Origin of the sequence: Geomonas limicola, assembly GCF_014193675.1 — a bacterium.
Taxonomy (GTDB): domain Bacteria; phylum Desulfobacterota; class Desulfuromonadia; order Geobacterales; family Geobacteraceae; genus Geomonas; species Geomonas limicola.
Map to the genome: position 1 here is coordinate 323,154 of NZ_BLXZ01000004.1, position 25,578 is coordinate 348,731.

27 protein-coding genes are annotated in these 25,578 nt (G+C 62.1%); 15 read left to right on the plus strand and 12 right to left on the minus strand.

Features of this window, described 5'->3' with window-relative positions; all coding sequences use genetic code 11:
* Positions 1–273, plus strand: a complete 273-nt coding sequence (locus H7688_RS11890) for a hypothetical protein (protein WP_183361333.1) — start codon at positions 1–3, stop codon at positions 271–273.
* Between the two features lie 538 nt (positions 274–811).
* Here the strand turns inward: H7688_RS11890 and H7688_RS11895 are convergent.
* Both H7688_RS11895 and H7688_RS11900 read right to left on the minus strand, forming a co-directional pair.
* The gene (locus tag H7688_RS11895; protein WP_183361334.1) at positions 812–1,273 is read right to left on the minus strand and encodes a hypothetical protein; all 462 of its coding nucleotides are present in this window, start codon (positions 1,271–1,273) and stop codon (positions 812–814) included.
* A gap of 9 nt (positions 1,274–1,282) precedes the next feature.
* The gene (locus H7688_RS11900) at positions 1,283–1,618 is read right to left on the minus strand and encodes a hypothetical protein (RefSeq protein ID WP_183361335.1); all 336 of its coding nucleotides are present in this window, start codon (positions 1,616–1,618) and stop codon (positions 1,283–1,285) included.
* 99 nt (positions 1,619–1,717) lie between these two features.
* Here H7688_RS11900 and H7688_RS11905 point away from each other — a divergent pair, with 99 nt between their 5' ends.
* Together H7688_RS11905 and H7688_RS11910 are read left to right on the plus strand one after the other, a co-directional pair.
* Positions 1,718–2,485 carry a hypothetical protein gene (locus tag H7688_RS11905; protein ID WP_183361336.1) on the plus strand — a complete coding sequence of 256 codons (768 nt, stop codon included), beginning with the start codon at positions 1,718–1,720 and terminating at the stop codon, positions 2,483–2,485.
* A 149-nt stretch (positions 2,486–2,634) separates the two neighbouring features.
* Complete coding sequence (locus tag H7688_RS11910) at positions 2,635–2,901, plus strand: DksA/TraR family C4-type zinc finger protein (protein ID WP_183361337.1); 267 nt, start codon at positions 2,635–2,637, stop codon at positions 2,899–2,901.
* A gap of 65 nt (positions 2,902–2,966) precedes the next feature.
* On the opposite strand, the gene H7688_RS11915 is transcribed toward H7688_RS11910, so the two are convergent.
* From H7688_RS11915 to H7688_RS11930, 4 genes are all read right to left on the minus strand, one after another.
* Positions 2,967–3,164 carry a hypothetical protein gene (locus H7688_RS11915; protein WP_183361338.1) on the minus strand — a complete coding sequence of 66 codons (198 nt, stop codon included), beginning with the start codon at positions 3,162–3,164 and terminating at the stop codon, positions 2,967–2,969.
* A 453-nt stretch (positions 3,165–3,617) separates the two neighbouring features.
* On the minus strand, positions 3,618–4,304 hold the full coding sequence (locus H7688_RS11920; RefSeq protein ID WP_183361339.1) for a response regulator transcription factor: 687 nt from the start codon (positions 4,302–4,304) through the stop codon (positions 3,618–3,620).
* A complete protein-coding gene (locus tag H7688_RS11925) occupies positions 4,301–5,470 on the minus strand; it encodes a sensor histidine kinase (RefSeq protein ID WP_183361340.1) in 1,170 nt (389 codons plus the stop codon). The genes H7688_RS11920 and H7688_RS11925 overlap by 4 nt, the downstream gene beginning before the upstream one ends.
* 70 nt (positions 5,471–5,540) lie before the next feature.
* Positions 5,541–6,236 carry a hypothetical protein gene (locus H7688_RS11930; RefSeq protein WP_183361341.1) on the minus strand — a complete coding sequence of 232 codons (696 nt, stop codon included), beginning with the start codon at positions 6,234–6,236 and terminating at the stop codon, positions 5,541–5,543.
* A 283-nt stretch (positions 6,237–6,519) separates the two neighbouring features.
* Between H7688_RS11930 and H7688_RS11935 the strand changes: the two genes are divergently transcribed.
* On the plus strand, positions 6,520–6,954 hold the full coding sequence (locus H7688_RS11935; RefSeq protein ID WP_183361342.1) for a MarR family winged helix-turn-helix transcriptional regulator: 435 nt from the start codon (positions 6,520–6,522) through the stop codon (positions 6,952–6,954).
* A gap of 223 nt (positions 6,955–7,177) precedes the next feature.
* A complete protein-coding gene (locus H7688_RS11940) occupies positions 7,178–8,047 on the plus strand; it encodes a (Fe-S)-binding protein (protein ID WP_183361343.1) in 870 nt (289 codons plus the stop codon).
* An 8-nt stretch (positions 8,048–8,055) separates the two neighbouring features.
* On the opposite strand, the gene H7688_RS11945 is transcribed toward H7688_RS11940, so the two are convergent.
* The 6 genes from H7688_RS11945 to hemW form a co-directional block, all read right to left on the minus strand.
* Entirely contained in the window at positions 8,056–8,586 is a 531-nt protein-coding gene (locus tag H7688_RS11945) for a phospholipase D-like domain-containing protein (protein WP_183361344.1), read from the minus strand.
* The gene (gene dnaJ / locus H7688_RS11950) at positions 8,586–9,704 is read right to left on the minus strand and encodes a molecular chaperone DnaJ (RefSeq protein ID WP_183361345.1); all 1,119 of its coding nucleotides are present in this window, start codon (positions 9,702–9,704) and stop codon (positions 8,586–8,588) included. The genes H7688_RS11945 and dnaJ overlap by 1 nt, the downstream gene beginning before the upstream one ends.
* A 124-nt stretch (positions 9,705–9,828) precedes the next feature.
* On the minus strand, positions 9,829–11,760 hold the full coding sequence (gene dnaK, locus H7688_RS11955; RefSeq protein WP_183361346.1) for a molecular chaperone DnaK: 1,932 nt from the start codon (positions 11,758–11,760) through the stop codon (positions 9,829–9,831).
* 242 nt (positions 11,761–12,002) lie between these two features.
* Complete coding sequence (grpE, locus tag H7688_RS11960; RefSeq protein WP_183361347.1) at positions 12,003–12,590, minus strand: nucleotide exchange factor GrpE; 588 nt, start codon at positions 12,588–12,590, stop codon at positions 12,003–12,005.
* 24 nt (positions 12,591–12,614) lie between these two features.
* Positions 12,615–13,646: a heat-inducible transcriptional repressor HrcA gene (hrcA, locus tag H7688_RS11965; RefSeq protein ID WP_183361348.1), complete on the minus strand. Its 1,032-nt coding sequence runs from the start codon at positions 13,644–13,646 to the stop codon at positions 12,615–12,617.
* A gap of 367 nt (positions 13,647–14,013) precedes the next feature.
* Positions 14,014–15,159: a radical SAM family heme chaperone HemW gene (gene hemW / locus H7688_RS11970; protein ID WP_183361500.1), complete on the minus strand. Its 1,146-nt coding sequence runs from the start codon at positions 15,157–15,159 to the stop codon at positions 14,014–14,016.
* A gap of 214 nt (positions 15,160–15,373) precedes the next feature.
* Between hemW and H7688_RS11975 the strand changes: the two genes are divergently transcribed.
* The 10 genes from H7688_RS11975 (at position 15,374) to H7688_RS12020 (ending at position 25,253) form a co-directional block, all read left to right on the plus strand.
* Positions 15,374–16,153 carry a carbon-nitrogen family hydrolase gene (locus tag H7688_RS11975; RefSeq protein ID WP_183361349.1) on the plus strand — a complete coding sequence of 260 codons (780 nt, stop codon included), beginning with the start codon at positions 15,374–15,376 and terminating at the stop codon, positions 16,151–16,153.
* A 90-nt stretch (positions 16,154–16,243) separates the two neighbouring features.
* A complete protein-coding gene (tolQ, locus tag H7688_RS11980) occupies positions 16,244–16,915 on the plus strand; it encodes a protein TolQ (protein WP_183361350.1) in 672 nt (223 codons plus the stop codon).
* Between the two features lie 3 nt (positions 16,916–16,918).
* A complete protein-coding gene (gene tolR, locus H7688_RS11985; RefSeq protein ID WP_183354453.1) occupies positions 16,919–17,335 on the plus strand; it encodes a protein TolR in 417 nt (138 codons plus the stop codon).
* On the plus strand, positions 17,332–18,087 hold the full coding sequence (locus H7688_RS11990) for an energy transducer TonB (protein WP_183361351.1): 756 nt from the start codon (positions 17,332–17,334) through the stop codon (positions 18,085–18,087). The genes tolR and H7688_RS11990 overlap by 4 nt, the downstream gene beginning before the upstream one ends.
* Positions 18,084–19,319, plus strand: coding sequence for a Tol-Pal system beta propeller repeat protein TolB (gene tolB, locus H7688_RS11995; protein ID WP_183361352.1), 1,236 nt, complete (start codon positions 18,084–18,086; stop codon positions 19,317–19,319). Before H7688_RS11990 ends, tolB begins: the two co-directional genes overlap by 4 nt.
* 120 nt (positions 19,320–19,439) lie before the next feature.
* Entirely contained in the window at positions 19,440–20,042 is a 603-nt protein-coding gene (pal, locus tag H7688_RS12000; protein ID WP_183361353.1) for a peptidoglycan-associated lipoprotein Pal, read from the plus strand.
* Positions 20,043–20,120: 78 nt separating this feature from the next.
* On the plus strand, positions 20,121–20,984 hold the full coding sequence (gene ybgF / locus H7688_RS12005; protein WP_183361354.1) for a tol-pal system protein YbgF: 864 nt from the start codon (positions 20,121–20,123) through the stop codon (positions 20,982–20,984).
* Positions 20,985–21,082: 98 nt separating this feature from the next.
* Positions 21,083–21,274, plus strand: a complete 192-nt coding sequence (locus tag H7688_RS12010; RefSeq protein ID WP_183361355.1) for a hypothetical protein — start codon at positions 21,083–21,085, stop codon at positions 21,272–21,274.
* Positions 21,275–21,617: 343 nt separating this feature from the next.
* Positions 21,618–23,816: a PAS domain-containing sensor histidine kinase gene (locus tag H7688_RS12015; protein ID WP_183361356.1), complete on the plus strand. Its 2,199-nt coding sequence runs from the start codon at positions 21,618–21,620 to the stop codon at positions 23,814–23,816.
* Between the two features lie 3 nt (positions 23,817–23,819).
* Positions 23,820–25,253 carry a sigma-54-dependent transcriptional regulator gene (locus H7688_RS12020; RefSeq protein WP_183361357.1) on the plus strand — a complete coding sequence of 478 codons (1,434 nt, stop codon included), beginning with the start codon at positions 23,820–23,822 and terminating at the stop codon, positions 25,251–25,253.
* Positions 25,254–25,578 lie beyond the last annotated feature (325 nt).

A 25,578-nucleotide genomic window follows, 5' to 3' on the forward strand; every position in this document is an offset into this window, starting at 1 on the left:
ATGAAAGAAGCGATAGCCATTGTTTATTCCGACATTTCAAGCATAAAGAACGCCCCGACTGCACCCTCAATCAACCGTGATCCAATGTGGTCGATGGCTGAAATGCAATTGTTCGGTGGCTCAGATGTTTTGGATTCAGTAACCGGCGAGGATATTTTCTTGATTGTTGATGCTTGTGCGACAGAGGAGCCGCTCAGAAGCGTCCCGATACCAAATCCCTTGTATCTGAAACATCCGTCACGGGCCGAAATGGACAATAGGTTGTCCACATGAAAATCAACTATAAATAAAATGGCGTCTTGTCTTCTTCTCCAAAAGTGACTGCAAACGATAGCGATAAGACTGCAAAATAAGGGCCTTTCCAGGGACCCTTGTTCTAAAAGAGAATTTCATTGTAAGACTTTGGATTACTGTAAGCTATCTCGACATGTGATATGCGGAGTGTTAAATAATCCGATAGGGTGTCGCCAAAAGGCTTGAGTGCTAATTTGTAAAAGATAATTGGATAAATCGTTAGGTGGTTCATCGAATATAGGGCCGAGCTTGCCAGTTCGACACCGACAGCCAAAACCCAGTTCCCGTAATTCACCTTATAAACCCCTATTTTCTTGGCAATGGTTGTGCTATACGAAGGCTGCTACATGAAGGCGGGTGCGAGTCATCAAGCATTAACGGACCTGATTCCTCGTGACGACTGAGCGGAGAGGCGCCTGCAATTCTGTACTACTCTCGTGAAGACGAATTTTGTTAGGCTGGGACTGCAGAGGTTGGATTGGTGGGGATGCTGGTCAAGGATTGCGCCGATATCGTGCTATCTCCCTCGCTCCGGGTGTTGACCGTGCTCCCTGGAGAAATGTGGTTCCAACAGGTAGGAATACTCGAATCTCTGCGAGTCATCAGAGGAGGCTTCTCCGGTGTTGGTAAATAGGGTCTGAAACAGTTCGACACGCCCGTTTTTGTCGAACCGGACCACATGGACGTAGTCCACACCGGCCTCACCACCCCTGTCCCCCAGGATGATGATCGCTCTGACCTTGGACGCTATATACCAAAGTTCCGTTTCATCGAGTGAGGATCTGTCAGGCTCGCCCAGGTCAAGCAGGACTTCTTCCCTCGTCTTACCCGTTGCAAGCGCGGAAGGCACCTCTGCTCCGGCGTTCTGTCTTGAGTATGGCTGGTAATAATCGGTCGGAATGATCAGGCAACCGGACAGCACGCATGTCAGCGTTGCCACGAATGCCAATTCCGCGGGCCACATAGGACGCTTTCTCAAGGCCAACTCCTAACGCACTGGAATCATCTTGTACTTTTGCAGATGCCCGTTGCTGTCGAAGACGAAGACCACGCTGTACTTGGTGTTGCTCCAGCGGACCATCCGGTCCATGAGGAAGTAGCCGTCCGCATCTTCACCGATGCGATAGGTGAGGATCCTGCCGGATTCAAAACTGGAGGACGGCTCTCCGAGTTTCATCAGGACTGCTTCGCGAGATACCCCTGGTGAGGTGACGTCGGTGAGGAGGTTTCTGTCTCCGGGGAGATGGGGAAACGAGGCGCAGGAAGCCAGTGCAAGGATGGCGATAGTCAAAGCGGAAATGGTGCGGAAGCTTTTCAGTGTCATTGTCTGCCCCGATGATGACATAGCTCACTGAGACAACATGCCAGAACTCTAACAGAGCAGCGTCTGCAGTCAATGGTTAAACAAAAGGGTAGGGGAAACATGAATCTATTAAAAATCACAGTTATCTCAATGGTGCTTTTTTCTTTTTCCTGCCCGCTTGTCCGCGCTGAACAGGGTTACGAAAAGGCGGTCAGTTACTTCATGACGGTTGTTGCACGTAAGGATCCGCAGGCAATTGCTGATGCGGTGTCGTATCCCTTACGTCGCAAAGTTCCCCTTTCGAGAATCGAGAATGCACGGCAATTTGTCGAAGCATACGATGAGATCCTCGATGCAAAACTTCTGGACGCAATCGCTACCTCCAGCGTTTCTACTGACTGGTCTGAGATGGGGGGGAGAGGAATCATGTTTCAGAACGGTTCGTTGTGGCTCGATGATGATGGGAAAGTGATTGCCATCAACCATCAGACCGAAAAAGGAAAACATAAGCGTGCAGAGTTGATTGAGGCAGATAAGCGACAACTTTCCGGCAGTTTGCGAGACTTCACAGAACCTGTCCTGGAATGGGAAACGGCGAAATTCAGAATTCGCATCGACCGTCTCCCCGATGACAAGTTTCGCTATGCAGCTTGGCTGGTCAATAAGAAGCCGGCAGAACAGCCAGAATTGGTGCTGAACAACGGTTCTTTGACGTTCGACGGAAGCGGTGGAAACCACCACTACGATTTCAAAAGCGGACCCTATCATTATCGGTGCATGGTGAATGAGATCGGTGCAGCCGATGATCCTCCTGGGGAACTGGAAGTTACCAAAAATGACAAAGTTGTGCTGACTCAACCGGTTGTAAAGGTTGTTAAAGGTCAATGAACGCTGGCCCTGTTTAGCCGGTTGTTTTCCGATCTGACGGTACACTGGTTCACAACTTTTATCGAGAAGACTATACTCTGAGGTGTCACTGACGAGCAGTAGCTAGACTTGCCACAGGCAAAGGCACGTGTAGACGCGAGGAAAAGTGTATGGCAGTTGGATGGTCCCGAGATGGGGCAGTGCAGGAACAGATTGATGCTACGGTCGAATCGGCAGTCGAAATGGCCAAGAATCGCTTGCCATCTGGCGAAAGCGCAACCCATTGCCAGGAGTGCGAGGATGTCATCCCCGAAGCGCGCCGTAAAGCGCTGCCGGGAGTCAGGTACTGCGTTACCTGTCAAACGGAAATGGAAAGACGGCAGAAAAGAGCGGCTCTCTACAATCGGAGAGGCAGCAAGGACAGCCAACTAAAATAGTTCCCCGGGAAGCTCCTGCAGTTCTCCTCCGGCCTCTTGAGAACCCCCGCAATGCGAAGCGCGGTTCAGGGCATGCTCAGCTTCCGCGGGATCTCGAATCGCTCCCCCCACATCTTCTCCGCTGCCAGTTTGAGGGCGTTGTTCCAGGCGTAGGCAGCCTTGGCAACGTCACTGGCCGGCATGACTTCCTCGTTTCTCGGAGCCGACTGCGTCTGGCGCCCCAAAGCCTCGTACCGCTCCTCTCTCTCTTCGTACCGTTTCATGGCCCACCTCACTGACAAAGGATACTCAAACGGCCTGGCTGTCCAACGCAGCGAACCGTTCATTGTCGTCGATGTCTCACAGGTATCCGAAACTTTCAGGATGCTTTCTTACCAGCATAGGGCGTGCCAGGAGGGGAAAACGTTATAGTTTCAACTGATATCGGAGTGCGAAGCAGATGGGGGCTGCAAAAAAAGCGGCAGATCTGATCGTTTTTTAAGCGCCTGATGGGGGGAGCTTTGGGAGTGGGTTTCCGCGGGCTTTGGAAGGAACAAGGCGAATCCTAAAAAAGGCGAATCCCCCCTAGACCCGTTTTCCAAAGGGGGGACGTGGAGGCCCTGTGGTCAGCTAAAGATTGTGCTGTCCTTCGATTGCGACGTCACGGGCAGGGGAGTGGGGCGGGCCGCAGTGCCTACTTGCCAGTAGCACTGCGGCCGGTGGTTTTTAGGGCGGAATCAGGGATTGAAGCGGTAACCGGTGCCCCAGACGGTCTCTATGTAAACGGGGAGCGCGGGATCGGGCTCTATCTTCTTGCGGATCTTCTGTATGTGAACGGCGACAGTCGCGGTTTCGCCGAAGTAGCCATTGCCCCAGACGGCGTCGAGCAAACGGTCTTTGGTGTACACGATGTTGGGATGACTCGCCAGAAAGTGCAAAAGATCGTACTCCTTGGTGGTAAGCTGCACCTCCTTCCCGTTCACCGTCACCTGGCGCGAGGCCGGGTTGATCTCGAGACCGCGGTGCAGGATGGTCTCCTGGCCGCCCACCCCGCCCTTGAGCCGCTGGTAGCGCTTCAGGTGCGACTTGATGCGCGCCACGAACTCGCCGGGACTGAAGGGCTTGGTGAGGTAGTCGTCGGCGCCGATATCGAGCCCGCGGATCTTGTCGATGTCCTCGTTCTTCGCCGAGACCACGATCACCGGGATCTCGTGGTCCTTCCTGATGGCGCGGATGATCTCGTAGCCGTCGGTGCCCGGCAGCATCAGGTCCACCACCACGATGTCGAAGCGCCCGGAAACCGCCCTAGCCAGCCCCTTGGTGCCGTCTGTCTCGATCTCGGCATGGTAGCCGTTTAACTGGAGGTAATCGCGCTCCAGTTCGGCAATGTTCAGGTCGTCCTCGATGATCAGTACCCGCTTCATGGCTGGTCCACCTTCCCCTCGTAGGCTGGCAGCTCGATGGTGAAACAGGCCCCCGCCCCCTCCTGGCTGGTCACCGAGACCTCGCCGCCGTGAGCCTGCACGAACTCGCGGGTGATGGCGAGGCCCAGGCCGGTACTTTCCAGGTCCTTGGTGCGCTCCGAATCGATGCGGTAGAAGCGGTCGAAGATGAAGGGGAGCTTGTCCTGCGGGATCCCCGGGCCGTTGTCGGCGATGTCCAGCGCGATCCGTTCGCCTACCCGGTAGAGGCGGAACGAGATGGCGAGCCGCTCGTTGTTGCCGTGCCCCTTGGCGTTGCAGACGATGTTGTTGATGGCCTGGTAGAACCTCCTGCCGTCCAGGACGACCTGGGGATCGTCCGAGAGCTGGTCCAGGTAGGAAAAGCCGATTCCCGCCCCCTCGAGCTCCAGCTGGTACTCCTCCAGGAGGTCGCGCAGGTAGTGACGGATCGAGGTGCGCTCGAAGTGGAACTCGAGCTTCTGCATGTCCAGCTTGGAAAACAGGAACAGGTCGTCGATCAGGCGGTTCAGGTAGACCACGTTGTGGTGCACCACCTTCAAGTATTTATCCTGGGTCTCGGCGGGGAAGCTGCGTCCTTCCATGAGCGCCTCGATATGCCCGTGGATGGCGGCGATGGGGGTCTTCAGGTCGTGGGAGATGTTGGCGATGAGCGCCTTGCGGTTCTCCTCGTACTCGGCCTGGAGCCGTTCGTTTTCTTTGAGCTGCAGCGCCATCTCGTTGAATGACGCGGTCAAGAGCCCCACGGCATTGGGGGAGGGGCTCTCCACCCAGACGTCGTAGTTCCCCTTGGCGATTTCGTCAACCCCCTCGCGCAGCCGCTCGATGGGGGTGACAATGTGGCGCTCCAGGCGCAAGAGGAAAAAGAGCAGGACGATCTCCTTCACCAGGATGAGGATGGCGAAGAAGAGGCCGACGGCCTTGAACCCGGACCAGGTGAAGAGCAGGTAGAGCAGCACCAGGTTGAAGATGAGGATCATCGGGCGGGCCCAGTGGAAGAACCGGTGGTACTGGTGGAACTCGTGCCGATGCTGGTGGAAGTGGTCGTGGACGTGGGCGAGCCGCTCCTGCAGCCCCTCGCAGCGCCCCCCGGGGGCACACCTGCCCAACCTGCGCTCATTACTGTGCATGGATACTCCTAAGCGTTGCTGTCGATCTGTCAGGGGGCCCGGCGCGGCTGCCACCGGGCCCCCTTCGGTACTACCAGGCGAACTGCACGTCGGCGGTCGCCGTCACAGCGTGCGACTCGTCCTTCTGGTCCAGCACCCTGCCGTCTAGATTCAGGGAGATCTTTTCGATCTCGCGCTTGCTGTTCAAAGTCACCAGCAAGAGGCCGTCCAGGGACTCGACGCTGTGCGGGCCGTCGGCGAAGACGTGGTGCCAGTGGTGGCCGTAATGGTGGCCGTGGGCGTGCGGATTGCCGTCTTCTTCACTGCGGCAGCAGCGCCCGTTCAGGCGCTCGCGCACCTCTGTCTTCAGCTCCTCGGGGAGGTCGGCGAGGTTCAGCGAGATGAGGACCGAGCCGCCGTCGCGCTCTTCGGCCTTCACCGCACCGAACAGGCCGAACATAAGGGAGAGCCGGGAGAAGAACCCCTTGACGCAGTTGCCCCCCGTGGTGCCGTGGCGGTGGTGGAAGAAACGGCGCATCTTGTCGCCGTGGCAGCACGGGCCGGAACCGGAGAATTCGGTGTGGCTCTCGCGCTTCACTTTTTTGCCCTCGAGCTTCAGTTCGCAGGTCACGTCGGTGCTGGCCTGGTCACCGCTCTTGGCGAACTGATTGCGCAGCGAGAAGATCTCCTCCTGGTCTTTCTGGATGAAGGTGGTGAGTACCCCGTCGATCCTGTCCTTGTTCTTGAGAATCCTGGTTACGTCGTACAGCAGCTTTGCTTTATTCATGGTGTAGCCTCCTTGGTTGTTGATGAGGCTACAGTACGCACGAGATCTAAACTGCTCTTAAACAAACCATAAAATTTCCATAAAATCGCATTGTGCCCCGAGCCGCTGCGTGAGTAAAGGAAAAGGACGCCGTGCTGAGGGAACCGCGGTTCCGCTATTCACACTGCGCCGGGGAAGGTGTGCCACAGTCCGTGGCGACACAGAACGCATCGGAGCGCCGAAAAAATTATTGACAGAAACCAGCCGGAACTGTATTGGTTGCATATGCAACTTGAGGAGAGACATGAATCCGACCACTGACAATCTCGCCGTCACCATAGGGAACGAGTGCCTGGCAGGGAAGGCGCGGCGCCTGAGCCGGGTGATCACCGGCATCTACGATCGCGCGCTGATGCCGTTTGGGATCAAGATCAACCAGGCGAGCATCCTGGTGTTCCTCTCCATCGCCGGCGAGGCGAGCCCCGGCGACATCGGCAAACGGCTGCAGATGGAAAAGTCGACCGTGAGCCGCAACGTGGATCGCATGAGAAAAAGCGGCTGGATCGAGATCGTGGAACGCGGTGGCCGGGCCGGCCAACTGCTGCGCATCACGCCGGCCGGACAGCAGTTGTTGGTCGACTCGCACCCCTACTGGCAACAGGCCCAGGAAAAGGCCCAGGCCCTGCTCGGCGCAGAGGGCGCCGATTCGCTGCGCCTGTTGGCGGAACGGATCCGCTGATTTATTGGTCGGCGGATTTTTTTTAGCGTGTTGGTTGCATATGCAACCAAGTGGGGCCGCGGTACCGCGATGAGCGGAGGTTCAGTGAAACGGGGCCTGCCATAGGGTGACGGTCCAACCAGGAATCCTCCCTCTCTCGCAAGGGGAGAGGGGACCCGACGCGGACCGGGCACCTTTGAAGCAGGATTGGCAGGCGTCAGGTGAAGAGACAGAGGAGGCATCGATGAAAGAGCAGATACGCAACACCATCACCCGGCTGATCACCGAGAACGAGAAGAACTGGTCCCCCGCGTTGAACGCCCCGTACTTCCGGGCGCCGCTGGTCGGTTTCGCCTCGGCGGATGATCCGGTCTTCGATCATTTCAAGGAGGTGGTCGGCGAGTGGCACCTGACGCCGCGCGAGGCGTTCGAGGCGGTGTACGGGAAGGGGAGCTGGCACGGCGGTACGGTGGTGAGCTGGGTGATGCCCTGGAGCCAGGAGCTGCGCGACTCCAATCGCCACCAGGTCGAGCGCCCCTCGCGCCAGGTGACCGAGGCCTACCATCTGAGCTACTTTACCTGGCAAAAAGAGCTGCGCGCGGCACTTCTGGGCTACCTGGCCGACGACGGCTACCGCGGGGTGGCACCGGTCGACGGCCCCGATTTCCGGATGGTCGATACCCCGACCGGTAAGTCTTCCACCTGGTCGGAGCGCCACATCGGCTACGCGGCGCGGCTGGGGAGCTTCGGGCTCAGCAGGGGCTTCATCACCGAGCTGGGGAGTGCCGTGTATTTGAGCTCGGTGGTGATCGATATCGCCCTCGATCCGGACCCGCAGGAGTTGAGCGAGCCCAACGAGGGGTGCCTCTACTTTTACAACGGCTCCTGCGCGGCCTGCGTGCGGCGCTGCCCGGGGCAGGCGATTTCCAAGGAGGGGCAGGACAAGACCATCTGCGCAAGCTACGCCTACGGGCGGGACTCGATCGCCCTTTCGGCGAGCTACGGCCTCAGGGGCCCGGCGGGGTGCGCATTGTGCCAGGTTCAGGTCCCCTGCGAGTCCAAGAATCCCGTGGCCGAGCTCAAGGAAAAACGCAGGCTGTCGGCAATCTTCTAGCGGAGCGGCTATCTCAACCGCTCCAGGTAGCGGCGCATCCGTGCGGCGAGTTGGGGGGAGTCGACCAGCAGCGAGAGCTCGTTGTTGCGGGTGAGGGCGGACTGGGTGAGGTTGTGGCTGCCGATGATGACGTAGCGGTCGTCGATGGCGACGGCCTTGGCGTGGGTGGTGGTTCCGGCGGGCGCGAAGACGACGCGCACCCCGCCCTGGGCCAGGATGCGTGTGGCGTTGCGGTTGTCCTGCTGGGTCTGCCGGGTGGCGTCGAGCACCACGGTCACCTCGACGCCGCGGCGCTGGGCTGCGATCAGCTCGCTGGCCACGGCCCGCGGCAGGCTGCGGGGAGAGTCGGTGATCTTGAAAAGGAAAAAGACGCAGAGTATGCGTCTTTTTGCCTGCTGGATCTTCTGGATGAGCACCGGACCGTAGCTGCCGTTTTCCAGCAGCTGCGGCTCGGTGACCGGGTTGTGGGCATGGGCGGGGAGGGCGGTCAGGCAAAGCGCCAGGAGAAGCCCCACGCTGCCCCGCACCCAGGTTCGCACTAGCTGAAGATGTCCATGACCTTGGAGAAGAAGTTTTTGCGCATCGGGTTCGCGTCCTCGCCGCTGATCCGTGCCAACTCCTCCAGAAGCTCGCGCTGCTGCTTGTTCAGGTTGGTCGGGGTCTCCACCTTGGCAACCACCAGGTGATCGCCGCGGCCATACCCCTGCAGGGCCGGAACACCCTTGCCGCGCATGCGGAACATGGCGCCGGACTGGGTCCCTTCCGGGATCTTCATGTTGACCCTGCCGTCCAGGGTCGGGACCTCGATCTCGCACCCCAGTGCCGCCTGGGTAAAGCTGATCGGGATTTCGCAGATGACGTCGTTGTCCTCGCGGCGGAAGATCGGGTGCTCGCGTACGCTCAAGGCGACGTAGAGGTCGCCGTTGCCCCCTCCCTTGGCCCCCTGGCCACCTTCACCGGAGAGCTTCAGGCGGATGCCGGTCTCGACGCCGGCCGGAACCTTGACCGAGATGGTTTTCTTGTCGCGGACGGTGCCGTTGCCGCGACAGCTCGGGCAGGGGTGCTCGACCACGCGCCCCTCGCCGTTGCAGTGCGAGCAGGTTTTGGAGACGCTGAAGAAGCCCTGCTGGAAGCGCATCTGCCCGGCACCCTGGCAGGTGGGGCAGGTTTTTGGCTGGGTGCCGGCCTTGGCGCCGGAACCGCCGCAGGCTTCGCAGCGCTTGTTGTAGGGGATGTCGATCTTCTTCTCGACGCCGAAGGCGGCCTCTTCGAAGCTGATGTCCAGGTTGTACTGCAGGTCGTCGCCGCGGCGTCCGCGACCGGCGCGGCTGCGCCCGCCGCCACCAAACACCTCGCCGAAGATGTCCCCGAAGATGTCGCCGAAGGGGGTGCCGGCGCCGAAGCCGCCGGAAGAGAAGCCGCCGCCCATGCCGGCATGGCCGAACTGGTCGTAGCGGGCCCGCTTCTCGGCGTCGGAGAGCACCTCGTAGGCCTCGGTGATCTCCTTGAACTTCTCCTCGCTTTCGCGGTCGCCCTGGTTCTTGTCCGGATGGAACTTGACCGCAAGGCGGCGATACGCCTTCTTGATCTCGGTCTCCGAGGCGTTCTTGTTGACTTCCAGTGTCTCGTAGTAATCCTGCTTTTCGCCGTTTGCCAAGATAGATCCCTTGCTAACGCAAAGAGCAGCGTCTCGATTTTTTGAGACGCTGCCCGCGTTTTTGTTGATGATTCAGACAGGCCAGTTGGGGATTATACCCGCGAACCGGTCCGGGAAGCCAGCATTACTTCTTGTCGTCCTTGACCTCTTCGAAGTCGGCGTCGACGACCTTCTCGCCCTTGGCAGCGCCGCCGTTTTCGGCGCCCTGGGCCTGCTGCTCGGCGCCTGCTTCGGCGCCGGCACCGGCTGCCTGTGCCTTGGCGTACACCGCCTCGGCCAGCTTGTGCGAGGCCTGCAGGAGCGCTTCGCTCGCCTTCTTGATCTCTTCTGCATCGGTCCCTTCGAGGGTTTTCTTGAGGGCCGCGATCCCTTCTTCGATTTTCTGCTTCTCGGAGGCGTCGATCTTGTCACCGAATTCGCCCAGGGACTTCTCGGTCGAGTACACCAGGTTGTCGCCCTGATTCTTGGCTTCGATCAGCTCGCGCTTCTTCTTGTCGTCCGCGGCGTGCGCCTCGGCCTCGCGCACCATCTTCTCGACCTCTTCCTTGGAGAGACCCGAGGAAGCGGTGATGCGGATGGACTGCTCCTTGCCGGTACCCAGGTCCTTCGCCGAGACGTGCACGATGCCGTTGGCGTCGATGTCGAAGGTCACCTCGATCTGGGGCACGCCGCGCGGTGCGGCCGGGATGCCGGAGAGTTCGAAGTTGCCGAGGGTCTTGTTGTCGGCTGCCATCTCGCGCTCGCCCTGCAGCACGTGGATGGAGACGGCCGGCTGGTTGTCGGCTGCGGTCGAGAACACCTGCGATTTCCTGCAGGGGATGGTGGAGTTCTTGTCGATCAGCTTGGTCATCACGCCGCCCAGGGTCTCGATGCCCAGGGAGAGCGGGGTGACGTCGAGGAGCAGCACGTCCTTCACGTCGCCCTTCAGAACGCCGCCCTGGATCGCTGCGCCGATGGCCACTACCTCGTCCGGGTTCACACCGCGGTTCGGGGTCTTGCCGAAAATTTCCTGCACCTTCTTCTGCACGATCGGCATGCGGGTCATGCCGCCCACCAGGATCACCTCGTCGATGTCATTGGGGGAGAGGCCGGCGTCGCGCAGTGCGGTACGGCAGGGGCCTTCCAGTTTCGCGATCAGCTCGGCGCAGATCGCCTCCAGCTTGGCGCGGGTCAGCTTCATGGTCAGGTGCTTGGGACCCGAGGCGTCGGCGGTGATGAACGGCAGGTTGATGTCGGTCTCGAGCGAGGTGGAGAGCTCGCACTTGGCCTTCTCGCCGGCTTCTTTCAGACGCTGCAGCGCCATCTTGTCGCCCCTGAGGTCGATCCCCTGGTCCTTTTTGAACTCGTCGGCGATGTGGTCGATGATCTTCTGGTCGAAGTCCTCGCCGCCCAGGAAGGTGTCGCCGTTGGTGGATTTCACCTCGAAGACCCCTTCGCCGAGTTCCAGGATGGAGATATCGAAGGTGCCGCCGCCCAGGTCGAACACGGCGATTTTCTCGTCCTTCTTTTTGTCGAGGCCGTAGGCGAGAGCTGCCGCGGTCGGCTCGTTGATGATGCGCAGTACGTTAAGGCCCGCGATCTTGCCGGCGTCCTTGGTTGCCTGGCGCTGGGAGTCGTCGAAGTAGGCCGGCACGGTGATGACCGCGTCGGTGACGGTCTCGCCCAGGTAGTCCTCGGCGGTCTTCTTCATCTTCATGAGGACCATGGCCGAGATTTCCGGCGGCGAGTATTTCTGGCCGCGCACTTCGACCCAGGCGTCGGAGTTGTCAGCCTTGACGATCTTGAACGGCGAGATGGCGATATCCTTCTTCACCGCCTCGGTGTCGTACTTGCGCCCGATGAGACGCTTGATGGCGTACAGCGTGTTCTCGGGGTTGGTGACCGCCTGGCGTTTGGCCTGCTGTCCCACCAGACGCTCACCGCTTTCTGCGAAGGCCACCATGGACGGGGTGGTGCGGCTACCTTCTGCGTTAGCTATGACAACCGGCTCCCCACCTTCCATCACTGCAACGCAGGAGTTGGTGGTTCCGAGGTCGATCCCTATCACTTTGCTCATGTCTGTTGATCCTCCGTGTTTGGTAACTGTCGTCCAAAACCTAGTCATCCCCCCGCAAAAAAACAAGGGCACGACTAAAAAAAGTTCTACGTTCTATGTGCTACGTTCCACGTTGACGGCTGAATACCGCTTTCCAATGCTTGAGCTGGCTGTGACGCAGTTCCCTGCCGGGCCGAACGGGACTCCGAGGAGCATTTAACGTAGCACCTGGAACGCAGAACTTAGCACGGCCGTTACGGCCGTTATTGTTTCGGCGCGATGGCCACGGTGACCATGGCCGGGCGCAGCAGGCGCTCGTTCAGGAGGTAGCCTTTCTGGAACTCGGCGACCACGGTGTTGGGCTGCTGATCGGCGGTCTCCACCTGGGCCATGGCCTGGTGGAAGGACGGGTCGAAGACGGTGCCCGGGGCGCTTTCCACCGCGGTCACGCCGAACTTCTTCAAAGCACCCTGCAGCATGGACAGGGTAAGCTTCACCCCTTCGATGATCGCGGTGAGCCCCTCCTCGGAGGCGTGGGCGATGGCCCGCTCCATGTTGTCGACGGCCGGGAGTACCTCGAGGATCAGCTGCTCGTTGCCGTACTTGAGGATCTCTTCCTTCTCCCGCTGGGTCCTTTTACGGAAGTTCTCCAGGTCGGCCCGCTCGCGCAGGAACTTGTCCCAGTTGGTCGCCGACTCGAGCCCCTTGGCGGCGAGTGCCTCTTCCAACTCCTTGATGCGATCCGCGTCGCTGGCCGGAGTCGAAAGCTCTACGTGGTCCTGGGAAGCTGCCTGGGCTGCCTCCTCTTTCTTGGGCTCCTGCTGATTACCGTGTTTTTTCTTGAGATCCATCCGGTTCCACTCTCCTTTGTCCTCCTACTCGGTTTCGAGCAGGCGGCTGATCAATTTCGCGGTGTAGTCGACGATCGGTATCACCCGGCCGTAGCCCATGCGGGTCGGCCCGATGACGCCGAGTACGCCGACGGTATCTTTTCCGGTCATGTAGGTCGAGGTTATGAGGCTCATCCCCTCCATCTTCACCAGGTGCGATTCGGCCCCGATGAAGATCTGCACCCCTTCGGCCTGCATGGCGCGGTCCAAAAGGTCGAGGATCAGCCCCTTGCTCTCGAAGGCGCGGAAGATCTCGCGCATCTTGGCCGCGTCATGAAATTCGGGCTGATCGAGGATGTTCGCCTGCCCCTCGACGAAGATCTGCGCATCGTCGCTTTTGAGGGTCGCCTCGGAAAGCACGATGGCCTGGGACAGCATGGCGTCGTAGCGCACCTTCTCGCTCTTCATCTCGGAGAGCAGCCGTTCGCGCACCTGGGCGATGGTGAGTCCCTTGAGCTGCTCGTTCAGGTAGTTCCCCATCCGGACCAGGTCGTCCTGGCTGATCTCGACCTCGGTCTCGATGAGCCGGTTCTGCACGGCGCCGTTTTGCGAGATGAGGATCGCCAGCACCCGGTGGCTGGAGAGTTTCACGAACTCCAGCTGGCGAAAAACGTTGGCAGCGAAACGCGGCGCCATCACGACGCCCATGTAGCTCGAGGTGGAGGAGAGCAGGCGGCTGGTCTCTTTGAGTACCTCGGATATGTCTCTGCCGGCCAGCTGGCAGCGCCGTTTGATCTCCTCGCGGTTGTCCCGGGTGAGATTCCTCACTTCGAGGATCGAGTTGACGTAGAGGCGGTAGGCCTTGTCGGTCGGGATCCTGCCGGCGGAAGTATGGGGGGAGGTGAGAAAACCCATCTCCTCCAGGTCGGACATCACGTTGCGCACCGTCGCGGGCGAAAGCGCCAGCGCGTGGCTCTTGGTGAGGGTCCGGCTTCCGACCGGTTCGGCAGTGGCGATGTAGTCCTCGATGACTGCCTCGAGGATCCGCTTGCCCCGTTCTGAAAGCTGCTCTTCCATACCTCTCTCCTTCAAAAAACAGATTAGCACTCAAAAACCCAGAGTGCTAACCAGCCTAAGTTAGCAATGGACCTATGCTTTGTCAAGGGGACTCTCCGCGGGAGATTTTACCGGGGGCGGAGGGAGGAAAACAGGGGAGTTTCGGTGGATTATTTGCGGGCGGCGCGGCTGCGGGGGGATGGGGAGGGGAGGGATTCCCCTGGCTACCATGAGGAACTGGTCAAGCGTAGCGTCTGTGGCGAAGTTGATCAAATCCCCTCTGTCTCCCCTTCGCAAAGGGGAGACAGAGGGGCTGCAACCGGGCTCGCGTGGCTACCGCGTAGCAATTCCTTCTGTCGCGGGACGTTTTGATTCGGACTCGTGGGGATCAGAGAAACTGGGCGAAGATGCCGTTGGCTACGATGATCGCCTGCGGTGCCAGCCGGATCCGGGTCCCCTCGCAGATCAGCTCCCCTGCGGCCACCAGGCGGTCGACAACGTCACGGCGCGAGGCGAGGGCGCTTGCGCCGTAGGTTCTCTCAAGCTGCTCCAGGTCCAGCCCGGCGAGGACGCGGAGACCGAGGAAGAAGGCTTCGGAAACGGCCTGCTCCCGATCCAGCACTTCACGCTCCCGCTCGGGTAGGATCCCCGAAAGGATCGCTTCGCGGTACTCGCTTGCCCCCTCGGCGTTGTGCCAGCGGTCGCCCAGCCCGTTGTCGTTCCAGAACGAGTGCGCGCCGGCGCCGAACGCGAGATAGCTCTGCCGCGTCCAGTAGGCGCCGTTGTGGCGCGATTCGCGCCCGGGCCGGGCGAAGTTGGAGATCTCGTAGTGCCGGTAGCCGGCCTGTTCCAAGAGCTCGGCGGTGGCCTCGAACATGGCGGCCGCGTCTTCCTCGCCGGGAAGCGTCAGGTTCCCCGACTCCACCAGCGCCTCGAAGGGGGTCTCTTCCTCGACGGAGAGGGCGTAGGCGGAGAGGTGCTCCGGGGCGAGCGCGATCCCGTCCGCGAGCGCCCTGCGCCACTGCGCGGGCGACTGGCCCGGCAGGGAGTGCATGAGGTCGATGCTCAGGTTGTCGAAGCCGGCCTTGCGGCAGGCCTCGAAGGCGCTGATGGCCTCGTGCCGGCTGTGGACCCGCCCGAGCATTTCCAAGAAGCGGTCCTCGAAGGACTGGATCCCCAGCGAGATCCGGTTCACCCCGGCGCTGCGGTACCCGGCCAGCTTCTCGAAGGAAAGGGTTCCCGGATTGGCTTCCAGGGTGATCTCGGCATCAGCCGTGAGGCCGAAGCGTGCGGCTGCAGCATCGATGAGACGTGCGACCTCGGCCGGGGACATCAGCGAGGGGGTGCCGCCTCCCAGGTAGAGGGTCGGCGCGCTTACCGGCTGGGTAAGCCCAGCCTGGCGCAGCGCCATCTCCCGCACCAGGAGCTCGGGATACTCCTCACGCGCCAGGGTGCTCGAGGCCGCCGAGTTGAAATCGCAGTAGAGGCACTTTTTGAGGCAGAAGGGAAAATGTATGTAGAGGCCGGTCGTGATCACCTGATGCTCCGTCTATGTCTGGCTAGCATGCTGCACGGGCGCGCGGCCCGAGCTGGTTCGTGGGGAAGCGCCTTGGTCCTGGTTCCTCTCTTTAAGTAACAGATTCCCCCAAGCCTTGTCATCAAAATGCGGGAAACGTGGAACAGTCTTGAAATCCGCAACCGCTCGGATTAAACTTCCACATTGCCGATTCTCAGACCCAGGGGGGCACATGCAGAGTACTGTCAAAGCAGCTGCCGTACAGTTCACCATTGCACTTGGCGACGTCGACGCGAACCTTGCCCGGGTGAGGGAGTCCCTGGCCCAGCTGGCGCAGCGCGGCACGGAGCTCGTCGTGCTCCCGGAGATGTGGAGCTCGGGCTTCGCCTACAATGAACTGAACCAGCTGGCGCAACGCACGCCGGAAATCGTACAGGAACTGGAACGGCTCTCCCGGGAGTACGCCATGGTGATCGTCGGGAGCCTCCCCGAGCCGCACGGCGCCAAGGTCTACAACACCGCCTACCTGGTGGACCGCGGGTCCGTGGTCGGCAGCTATCGGAAGCTGCACCTGTTCTCCCTGATGGGCGAGGACCGCTCGCTGGACGCCGGAGACCGCGCCGTGGTAGTCGACACCAGCCTGGGCCGCATCGGCATGATGATCTGCTACGACCTGCGCTTCCCGGAACTCGCCCGCCGGCTCACCCTGGAGGGGGCCGAGATCATCGCGGTCCCCGGCGAGTGGCCCAAACCGCGCGACGACCACTGGCACACCCTCTTGCGCGGCCGCGCCATCGAAAACCAGCTCTTCGTGGTGGCCGCCAACTGCTGCGGACCGGTCGGCAAGCTCGATTTCTTCGGCGGGAGCCTCATCCTGGGCCCCAAGGGGGAGATCCTGGCCCAGGGGGGGTACGAGAGCTGCGCAATCGAAGCCACCCTCGAGGCGCAGGCCATGGAGAGCTGGCGCGCCAGCATCCCCTGCCTTAAAGACCGCAGGCCTGATTGCTACTGATCTCCCGGCCGTCACGCTTTCCTGTTGACTTCGCCGGAACTAAAGCATATTTTTTCGGTTTGACCGCAAATTAACCGGAGGTACTGTCCCTTGGGTATGTTCGCTTCGACCGGCCTGGTCGTAAAAATCGTTCTGATCGTGCTGCTTTACTTCTCGGTGGTCTCCTGGGGGATCATCTTCTACAAGCTCCTGCAGGTCTACCGCGCCAACGGCGCCTCGCAGCGCTTCATGGAATTTTTCTACAAGGCCAAAAGTTTCGACGCCATCGGCTCGCAGCTGGACCGCTTCGAGAACTCGCCGCTTGCGGTGCTGTTCCAGGACGGCTACAACGAGCTCAAGAAGCTGCGCGGCAAGGCTGACGAGAAGGCCGATCCCAACGTGATCAGCACCGACCTGGGGATCGACAACATCGCCCGCTCGTTGCGCCGGGCCACCACCTCGGAGATCACCCGGCTGGAAAAGTACCTGACCTTCCTGGCCACAACCGGTGCCACCGCACCGTTCATCGGCCTGTTCGGCACGGTCTGGGGGATCATGAGCGCCTTCGAGAAGATCGGCCAGTCCGGCTCGGCCTCGCTCGCCGTGGTCGCCCCGGGGATCGCCGAGGCGCTCATCGCCACCGCGATAGGCCTGGTGGCCGCTATCCCCGCCGTCATGGGGTACAACCACTTCCAGCAGAAAATTCGGGTGCTCATCTCGGACATGGACAGCTTCTCCACCGAGTTCCTGAACATCGTGCAGCGCAACTTCGCGGGGAGATAGACCATGGAGTTCGGCAACAGGGACAGCGGCCGCTCCACCATGTCGCAGATCAACGTCACCCCGCTGGTCGACGTCATGCTGGTGCTCCTGGTTATCTTCATGGTGACCGCGCCGATGATGCAGCAGGGGGTGCAGGTGAACCTCCCCAAGGCGGAGAGCAAGTCGCTCGCCCCCAAGGAGGACACCCTGGTGGTCTCCATCGAGAAGTCCGGCAAGACCTTCATCAACTCCGACGCCATCGACACCGACCTCTTGAAGGACAAGCTCAACTCGCTTCTGGCCGGACGCGCCAAGCGGGAGGTGTTCCTCAAGGCGGACAGCTCGGTCCCCTACGGCGAGGTGGTCCGGGTCATGGCCCAGATCAAGGCCGCGGGCGTTGAACGGCTCGGCATGGTTACGGAGTCCCCGCAGCGCAAATGATACGCCAGACCAGGAGATATCCGGGGCCGGCGGGGATGTTCGCACTCTCCTTCCTGTGCCACCTGGTTGTCTGCGCACTCATCATCTGGTTCAACGAGGCCGCCGTTTTTACCCCGTCCGAAGAGCCGGTCACCTACGTCGACCTGGCGACCCTCCCGGTCGCCTCGCCGCAGGCCGGCACCCCGGCCCCTGCGGAGTCGACCCCGGCTCCCCCGGCCGCTCCCACTGCCGTGCCCCACGCCGCCATGGTGCTCCCGTCCGCCAAGCCCAAGGTCACACCACCGCCACCGGAAAAAGGGAAGACGGCCCCGCAGAAGCCGGGCGCCGAGGAGGGAAAAGACTTCTCCGAGCGGATGAAGGACCTGCAGCGCAAGGCCGAGGAACGCCAGCTGGAGGCTGCGGTCGCGGGGCTCAAGAACCGCGGGGGGAACCGGACCGTCGGCATGCCGGGCGCCAAGGGGACCCAGGCGGGGAGCGACTACGGCTCGTACCTGCAGTCGCGGCTCAGGGACGCCTTCCGCGACGTGATCGCCTTCCAAAGCGGCACGCCGCAGACCCTGGTCCGGATCAAGATCGCCCCGGACGGGCACATCTCAGATTACCGCGTCGAGAAACGCTCCGGTGACCCGGTCTTCGACGACGCGGTCTCGCGGGCGGTCACCCTGGCCGGGCGTACCCTCAAGCCGCCGCCCAACGGGCAGAGTTTCGAACGCGTGTTCCGCTTCAAGCCGGAAGGGGTCGCTCTACCATGAAAAGAATCATCCTGCTCTGCCTTTTGCTCCTGGTCACCCCGCAGCTCATGGGGGCGTCCGATCAGTACCTCGACGTGACGGCCCCGGCCAACAAGAAGCAACAGATCTACCTGGCGCCGGCGACGACCCTTTCCGGACCGGCCCTTCCCGAGGTGGCGCGCGAACTGGCGGAGCTCTTCCTGTTCGACCTGAACCTGGCCGGCCCGTTCTCGGTGGCCCCAGCCGAAGCGGGGAGCGCCGGCTCGGACCTGGTCCTGAAGACCGCGTACGGCAGTAGCGGCGGCAACCTCACCATCGAGTGCCGCCTCTTCGACCCGGTCCTGAACCGGGACGTCGCCGCCAAGCGCTACACCGGGTCGCTGAAGGACCTGCGCCGCATGGGGCACGCCTTTTCCGACGAGGTCCTGCGGGTGCGCACCGGGCAAAAAGGGCCCTTCACCGGCAAAATAGCCTACGTGAGCAAGGTCTCCGGCAACAAGGAGGTCTTCGTCATGGACTACGACGGGTTCAACACCCAGCGGGTCACCAACAACGGGGCGATCAACCTGAACCCGGACTTCGCTCCCTCGGGACGCGAGATCATCTACACCTCGTACAAGAAGGGGAATCCCGACCTGTACCGACGCGAGCTCTACACCGGCGTCGAGGCCCGCATCTCGGCGCGCAGCGGCCTGAACGCCATGGGGAGCTTCTCCCCGGACGGCAACCGGATCGCGGTGGTCCTGAGCAAGGACGGCAACTCGGAGATCTACCTGATCTCGCGGGAAGGGAAGGAGCTGGCGCGGCTTACCCGCACCCAGGCCATCGACGTCTCTCCCGCCTGGTCCCCGGACGGCAACCGGATCGCTTTCGTCTCGGACCGGCTGGGCAAGCCGCAGGTTTTCGTCATGAACGCCGACGGCTCGGACGTCAAGCGCCTCACCACCAACGGCGCCTACAACGTCACGCCGCGCTGGTCACCCAAGGGGGACCGCATCGCCTATGCCCGCAAGGACGGCAACGGCTTCCAGATCTACGCCATCAACCCGGACGGGACCCAGGACACCCAGCTCACCAACCTGGGGAGCAACGAGCATCCGCGCTGGTCTCCCGACGGGCGTTTCATCGTTTTTTCCTCAAGTCGTGACGGCGGCGAAGCGATATATGTCATGCGCGCCGACGGCAGCGCTCAGAGCAAGGTTTCGCGCGGCAAAGCGCGTGACTCGCATCCTACCTGGTCCGCCGCTTGGTAAATTTACTGTTACAGGCGTAACAGTCGTTGCGTTCAGTGAAAAAACCGGTATAATTTGTTCCGCTTCATTGAGGCATCTGGCAGCTGCAGATGCCCTATTTCATCCAAAAGGAGTGGGGGAATGAGCAAAAAACTATACGGATGCCTGGTTGTCCTTTGTCTTGCAGCAGTTGTTTCGGGTGGTTGTGCCAAGAAGGACGTGGTGAAGCCCGAAGAACAGACCCCTGCAACGCAGGTCGTCCCCCCTCCGGCTCCCCTGAGCGAGGGCGCCAAGAGCACCCCGGCGCAGACTGCGCAGCCGGTGGCCGAGACCCCGGCCAAGGAGCAGGCCGTCGCCCAGGAGACCCCCCAGCAGGGCGCCGCGGCACAGCCGGCCGCCACCGCCCTGGAGAGCGCGTTGCAGAAGATCTACTTCAACTTCGACTCCGCGGATCTCTCCAACGAGGCACGCAGCGCCCTCTCCAAGAACGCCGAACTCCTGGCCAAGCAGCCGGGGGTGAGCATCAGGGTCGAGGGTAACTGCGACGAGCGCGGCTCCGACGAGTACAACCTCGCCCTGGGCGAGAGAAGGGCCAAGGCCGCCCGCGATTACCTGGTGAACCTGGGCGTCAAGCCCGAGCGGATCTCGGTGATCAGCTACGGCGAGGAGAAGCCGGTGGACCAGGGGCACGACGAGGCCGCCTGGGCCAAGAACCGTCGCGACGAATTCGTCATCGTGAAGTAGGCAACAACGACGCCGTACCAAAAGGAGCCTGCGGGCTCCTTTTTTTCGTCAGCACGATAACCACGTGGAGGAGTAGTCATGCAGTCAGGCAGGATGCTACTGGTTTCCTTGACCATGTTCGTTGCGGCGGGGTGCGCCTCCCAGGGCGACCTCGAGTCGATGCGCCGCGACTCCGACGAGATGAAAAACCGCATCTACAGCATCGAGAAGTCCCTGGGTGAGGTGCGCGGCGACGTGAAGGAAGGGGTCGAGAAGGCGCTCACCGCTGACCGCCAGCGGGTCGAGACGATGCAGCACGAGATCGAGGCCTACCAGAAGGAGATGGCGGCCATCCGCAAAAGCGGCGCCGACCTCCAGGCCACCCTGGACAGCGCCCGGGTCGACATGCAGCTTCTCACCGGCAAGGTCGACGACCTCAGGATCCAGGCCCAGCGCCCGGCCGACGACCTGGCCCTTTTGAAGGAGGACACCGGCAAGCGCCTGGCCCTCCTCGAGGAGCGGCTCACCAAGCTGGAGCTCGGGGTGCAGCAGGGCTTTGCCGACCTGCAGAAGAAGGTGCCCGAAGCGGCACCGACCCCCGAGGCGCTGTACCAGCAGGGGCTGGACACCATGAAGGCCGGGGACACCGTGAAGGCCCGCGAGTTCTTCACCAAGTTCCTGGACCAGAACCCGCGCCACAAGCTGGCCGCCAACGCGCACTACTGGATCGGCGAGACCTACTACAGCGAGAAAAACTTCGAGCAGGCGATCCTCGAGTTCCAGGAAGTGATCAAGAACTTCCCCGAGAAGGAGAAGGTCCCGGCGGCCATGCTGAAGCAGGGGATGGCCTTCAAGGAGATCGGCGACCTGAAGAGCGCCACCTACATCTACAAGAAGCTCTCCGAGGAGTACCCGAAGTCCGAAGAGGCGAAGATCGCCAAGGAGAAGCTGCGCGCCAAGTAGGAGCCCGAATACTGCGGCTTTTGGCCGCCCTGTGACGGCACCTGCCAGAGCCTGCGGCGAGGCGGTGCGCACCCACCACCGAAAATAAGGAGTCCGCCATGTACCTCGCCAGGGATAAAAACAACGACCTCTATCTGTTCGACAAGCTCCCCATCAAGGGGGCCGAGTGCTGGTGGGCCGAAACCGGCGTGGACGGCACCTACCTGCGCCTGGACAAGGCCCTCTACCCCGAGGTCACCTGGGAATCCGAACCGGTCCCGGTGCGGCTGACGCTCATCGGGGGGGAATGACCCCAGTGTAGCTGCGCATAGTTTCGCTCCGGCCCCTTGGCGTGCACCCCTGGGGCCGTTGTCGTTTCCGGGAGCGTGCTTGGGGGTGCCACCGACCTTTGCGGTCCCCCTGCGACCCACGCCAGCGTCCGCCCGGTAAGCAATTGAAAGGCACATGTAAGTACTGGAAGTTATCCTGTCTCCGCTCCCCACCTGCCGCGCCCCGCTCGTTATTTCAGTTGTAATGAAAAAGCTGACCTTATATGATTCGGTCAACCGTGCACCTATCCCGACCGCATTGCTGTGGTATTTGCCGCGCCTGGGCCGCGAGCCCCGGCACGGGTGTCCTCGAGGGGGGATTGCTATGAACGACAATGCCGAAGTGGTCGGCTGGAAGAACTACGCCGGGGTCTTCTCGCTTTTGCTCATGGCGGTGTTCGCCACCGAACTTGCCATCATGCAACTCTTCTCCCAGGTGTTCACCCGGCTGGGAACCATCCCCGGCGGGCTGCTGGACGCCTTCTGCGTCACCCTTTTCTGCGCGGGGCCGCTCTGGTTCTACCTGTTCCGGCTGGTCCCGGACCAGGGGGAGGGGGTGAACCGCCGGACGGCCTGGCGGCTGCTCCTGAAGGCGCTTTTGAGCGTCTTTTTGATCGAGTTCCTGGTGATGCTCCTGCTGCCGGTCCTCTACCCGAGCACCGATTCCCTGGCAAGCGATCTCACCGACGCCGCCCTTACCGCGCTGCTCTACGCGGTCCCGCTCTGGCGTCTGCTCTTCAAGCCCGAACTGCGCCGCCGCGTCATCCCGATGATGGACACGCCGCTTAGGCTCTACGTCCTGTTGCTCGGTTCGGTCTTCTTCTCCGACCTGTTGCAGGAACTGCTCTTCCCCTACCGGGTGGGAAGCCTCTTCTTCACCCCCAACTACGTGGTGGATGCCTTCATCTCCACCCTGTTCGGGGCGCCGCTCATCTGGCTTTTGGTGGCCCGTCCGCTGAAGCTCGCCGCACGCTCCGAGAAGGCGCGGGTCACCGCGGTGTACAACCAGGTCATCGACGCCATCGTGGTGGTGGACTCCCGGGGGATGGTCGGCTCCTTCAACCCGGCGGCGGAGCGCATCTTCGGCTACCCGGCCCAGGAGCTCCTGGGCGGATCGGTCACCCGGCTTCTGGAGGGGGGGGCGACGGCGCTCCAGGTGCTCATGAAACGGGGCCTCGAATCGGCCCAGCGTGGCGGCGGTCCGGTAACCGAGCTCACCTGCCTGCGCCGGGACGGCCTGCCGCTCATCATGAACATCTCCCTGAGCGAACTCCACCTGGGGGAGAAGCCTGAGTACCTGCTCATCATGCGGGACATCACCAGCCGCCGGCGCATGGAACTGGCGCTGAGGGAGAGCGAGACCCGCTTCCGGCAGATCTTCCAGCAGTCCGAAGACGCCATCGTCTTCTTCAAGCCAGGAAGCACGGAGGTGCTCGAGGCCAACGAGAAGGCGGTGCAGATCTTCGGGTACGGCAACGAGGAACTCAAGGAGGGCGGGTTCGCCGCGCTCTGCCGCCAGGCCGAGCCGCCGGGGCTCGCCGAGGCGATCGCAGGGGTGAACACCGAGCAAAGCGTGCGCCAGGAATTCAGCTGCCGGCGCAAAGGCGGGGACGAGATCATCGTCTCGCTGCGCGGCAAGGCGATGGCCCTGCAGGGGATCCCGGTTACCTACTGCACCTTCCGGGACATCACGGAAAGAATCCGCATGGAGGAGCGCACCCGGGAGATCCACGCCAAGCTGATCCAGACCAACAAGATGACCTCACTGGGGCTTCTGGTCTCCGGGGTGGCCCACGAGATCAACAACCCGAACAACTTCATCATGGCGAACTGCGAGCTGTTGTCCCGGATCACCGGGGACACCCTGAAGGCGCTCGACGAGTACCTGCCGGACCAGGGGCGCTCCCAGATCTTCCTGGGGGGGGTCCCGCTCGCCGAGGTCGGGGAGCAGACGCGGCGGCTCATCGGCGGCATCGGTACCGGGTCGCGCCGGGTGAACGACATCGTGCAGAACCTGAAAGGGTTCGCGCGCCAGGAACAGGGGCAGCCGCGCCGCGAGATCGAGGTGAACCGGGTGGTGCGCTCGGCGCTGTCGCTCATGAACCACGAGATCATCAAGTTCACCGACAACTTCACCCTGGAGCTCGCCGACGGGCTCCCCCGGGTCCTGGGGCACCCCCAGCAGCTCGGGCAGGTGGTGATCAACCTGATCATGAACGCCTGCCAGGCGCTCCCCGGCAAAAAGAGCGGCATCTGGGTCGCCACCGGCTTCGCGGTGGCGGACCAGGAGGTGCAGATCACGGTACGGGACCAGGGGCGCGGCATGTCGAGCGACGACAGCCAGCGCATCCTGGAGCCCTTCTTCACCACCAAGCTCGAGGAGGGGGGGACCGGGCTCGGGCTCACCATCAGCGACTCGATCGTGAAAGAACACGGCGGCACGCTCGAGTTCACCAGCATCCCGGGGGAAGGGACCACCTTCGTGGTACGACTCCCGGCCGCCGGTACCACAAAGGAGCGCTAAGAGATGAGCCCTTCCTGCAAACACGTGCTGCTGGTCGACGACGAGGAAGAGATCCTCGCCACCTCGAAGCTCGCCCTGGAGATCGGCGGCATCCGCGAGGTCAGCATGATCTCCGACAGCCGCGAGGTGCGCCCCTTCCTGGAGATCGAGCAGGTCGCCGTCATGGTGCTCGACCTCTCCATGCCGCACGTCTCCGGGCTGGAGCTCCTGGAGAGCGTGACCCGCGACTATCCGCAGATCCCGATCATCGTGGTGACCGCCAACGACGAGATCGCCACGGTGGTCGAGTGCATGAAGCGGGGGGCCTTCGACTACCTGGCGAAGCCGGTGAGCCCGGGGCGTCTGCTCACCTCGGTGCAGCAGGCCCTGGAGCGCTGCACCCTCTCCAACGAGATCACCTCGCTGAAACAGCGCCTGCTCGCCGACAACCTGGAGCACCCGGCCGCCTTCGCCGCCATCGTGACCCGCAACCGCCAGATGCGCTCGATGTTCCAGTACATCGAGGTGATCGCCGGCAGCCGGCAGCCGATCATCATCACCGGCGAGACCGGGGTGGGGAAGGAGCTGGTGGCCCGGGCCATCCACCAGCTCTCGGGGAGCAAGGGGGAGTTCATCGCCCTGAACGCCGCGGGGCTCGACGACCACATGTTCTCCGACTCGCTCTTCGGCCACAAGCGGGGGGCCTTCACCGGTGCGGACCAGGCACGCGAGGGGCTGATCGCCCGGGCCGCGGGGGGGACGCTCTTTCTGGACGAGATCGGCGACCTGAACGAGCTGTCGCAGTTGAAGCTGTTGCGCCTTTTGCAGGAACGCGAGTACTACCCGGTCGGCTCGGATCTGACCCGCAAGAGCGACGCCCACTTCGTTTTGGCCACCAACCGGGACCTGCAGGCACGCATCGCCGAGGGTAAGTTTAGAAACGACCTCTACTACCGGCTCTGCGGGCACCAGGTGCAGGTACCGCCGCTGCGCGAGCGCAAGGACGACCTGCCGCTCTTGTTGGACCACTTCATCCGCCAGGAAGCCGAGGCGCTGGGGATCCCGGCTCCGGGCTACCCCAAGGAGCTCGTCGACCTGCTGGAGACCTACCATTTCCCCGGTAACGTGCGCGAGCTGCAGGCGATGGTGAGCGACGCGGTGCCGCGTTCCAAGGCGCGCATGCTCTCCCAGGACCCTTTCCGCCAGGCGATCGCCATCGACCTGGGCCAGAAGCCCCAGCCTCCCGAGGACGAGCTCAAGGGCGAGGCCACGCTGCACAAGAAGCTGGATGCGATCTGGGGGCACTTCCCGACGCTCAACGAGGCGGAGGACCTCCTGATCCAAAGCGCGCTCTGCGCCGCCAAGGGGAACCAGGGGATCGCCGCCACCATGCTCGGGCTCAAGCGCCAGACCCTGAACATGCGCCTGAAGGTGCGCCGCGAGTCCGGCAACGACTGACCCCGCCACGGGCCCCGCCCGGGGCCCCAGCCTTCCCACCCCACTCCACCTCTGCCGCCGGTCACCGGCACTGCAAAGATATTGGCAGCAATTAAAACGCGACACGGTAACAAAACTTAACGATTCCGGCCTGATATCCCTGCCCGGGCGCCGGCTGCCCAAAACTGTGCAGCGCCCGCGCCACCACTCCTTTCCGCTGCACCACGCGCTAACCCCACGAAGTTACACGAAAAAAACGGCACCCCAACTCTGGCACGATACCTGTAAATAGTCCGGACATCATGGGCAGTCGACCCGGCGTGACCGGGCCCCTCGACTGCCTTTC

What these genes read in the sequence shown, in the direction of transcription:
- H7688_RS11890 (WP_183361333.1), top strand. Translation starts at nt 1, where the DNA reads ATGAAAGAAGCGATAGCCATTGTTTATTCCGACATTTCAAGCATAAAG.
- H7688_RS11900 (WP_183361335.1), bottom strand. Translation starts at nt 1,618, where the DNA reads ATGACACTGAAAAGCTTCCGCACCATTTCCGCTTTGACTATCGCCATC.
- H7688_RS11905 (WP_183361336.1), top strand. Translation starts at nt 1,718, where the DNA reads ATGAATCTATTAAAAATCACAGTTATCTCAATGGTGCTTTTTTCTTTT.
- H7688_RS11910 (WP_183361337.1), top strand. Translation starts at nt 2,635, where the DNA reads ATGGCAGTTGGATGGTCCCGAGATGGGGCAGTGCAGGAACAGATTGAT.
- H7688_RS11915 (WP_183361338.1), bottom strand. Translation starts at nt 3,164, where the DNA reads ATGAAACGGTACGAAGAGAGAGAGGAGCGGTACGAGGCTTTGGGGCGC.
- H7688_RS11920 (WP_183361339.1), bottom strand. Translation starts at nt 4,304, where the DNA reads ATGAAGCGGGTACTGATCATCGAGGACGACCTGAACATTGCCGAACTG.
- H7688_RS11925 (WP_183361340.1), bottom strand. Translation starts at nt 5,470, where the DNA reads ATGCACAGTAATGAGCGCAGGTTGGGCAGGTGTGCCCCCGGGGGGCGC.
- H7688_RS11930 (WP_183361341.1), bottom strand. Translation starts at nt 6,236, where the DNA reads ATGAATAAAGCAAAGCTGCTGTACGACGTAACCAGGATTCTCAAGAAC.
- H7688_RS11935 (WP_183361342.1), top strand. Translation starts at nt 6,520, where the DNA reads ATGAATCCGACCACTGACAATCTCGCCGTCACCATAGGGAACGAGTGC.
- H7688_RS11940 (WP_183361343.1), top strand. Translation starts at nt 7,178, where the DNA reads ATGAAAGAGCAGATACGCAACACCATCACCCGGCTGATCACCGAGAAC.
- dnaK (WP_183361346.1), bottom strand. Translation starts at nt 11,760, where the DNA reads ATGAGCAAAGTGATAGGGATCGACCTCGGAACCACCAACTCCTGCGTT.
- grpE (WP_183361347.1), bottom strand. Translation starts at nt 12,590, where the DNA reads ATGGATCTCAAGAAAAAACACGGTAATCAGCAGGAGCCCAAGAAAGAG.
- hrcA (WP_183361348.1), bottom strand. Translation starts at nt 13,646, where the DNA reads ATGGAAGAGCAGCTTTCAGAACGGGGCAAGCGGATCCTCGAGGCAGTC.
- H7688_RS11975 (WP_183361349.1), top strand. Translation starts at nt 15,374, where the DNA reads ATGCAGAGTACTGTCAAAGCAGCTGCCGTACAGTTCACCATTGCACTT.
- tolR (WP_183354453.1), top strand. Translation starts at nt 16,919, where the DNA reads ATGGAGTTCGGCAACAGGGACAGCGGCCGCTCCACCATGTCGCAGATC.
- H7688_RS11990 (WP_183361351.1), top strand. Translation starts at nt 17,332, where the DNA reads ATGATACGCCAGACCAGGAGATATCCGGGGCCGGCGGGGATGTTCGCA.
- tolB (WP_183361352.1), top strand. Translation starts at nt 18,084, where the DNA reads ATGAAAAGAATCATCCTGCTCTGCCTTTTGCTCCTGGTCACCCCGCAG.
- pal (WP_183361353.1), top strand. Translation starts at nt 19,440, where the DNA reads ATGAGCAAAAAACTATACGGATGCCTGGTTGTCCTTTGTCTTGCAGCA.
- ybgF (WP_183361354.1), top strand. Translation starts at nt 20,121, where the DNA reads ATGCAGTCAGGCAGGATGCTACTGGTTTCCTTGACCATGTTCGTTGCG.
- H7688_RS12010 (WP_183361355.1), top strand. Translation starts at nt 21,083, where the DNA reads ATGTACCTCGCCAGGGATAAAAACAACGACCTCTATCTGTTCGACAAG.
- H7688_RS12015 (WP_183361356.1), top strand. Translation starts at nt 21,618, where the DNA reads ATGAACGACAATGCCGAAGTGGTCGGCTGGAAGAACTACGCCGGGGTC.
- H7688_RS12020 (WP_183361357.1), top strand. Translation starts at nt 23,820, where the DNA reads ATGAGCCCTTCCTGCAAACACGTGCTGCTGGTCGACGACGAGGAAGAG.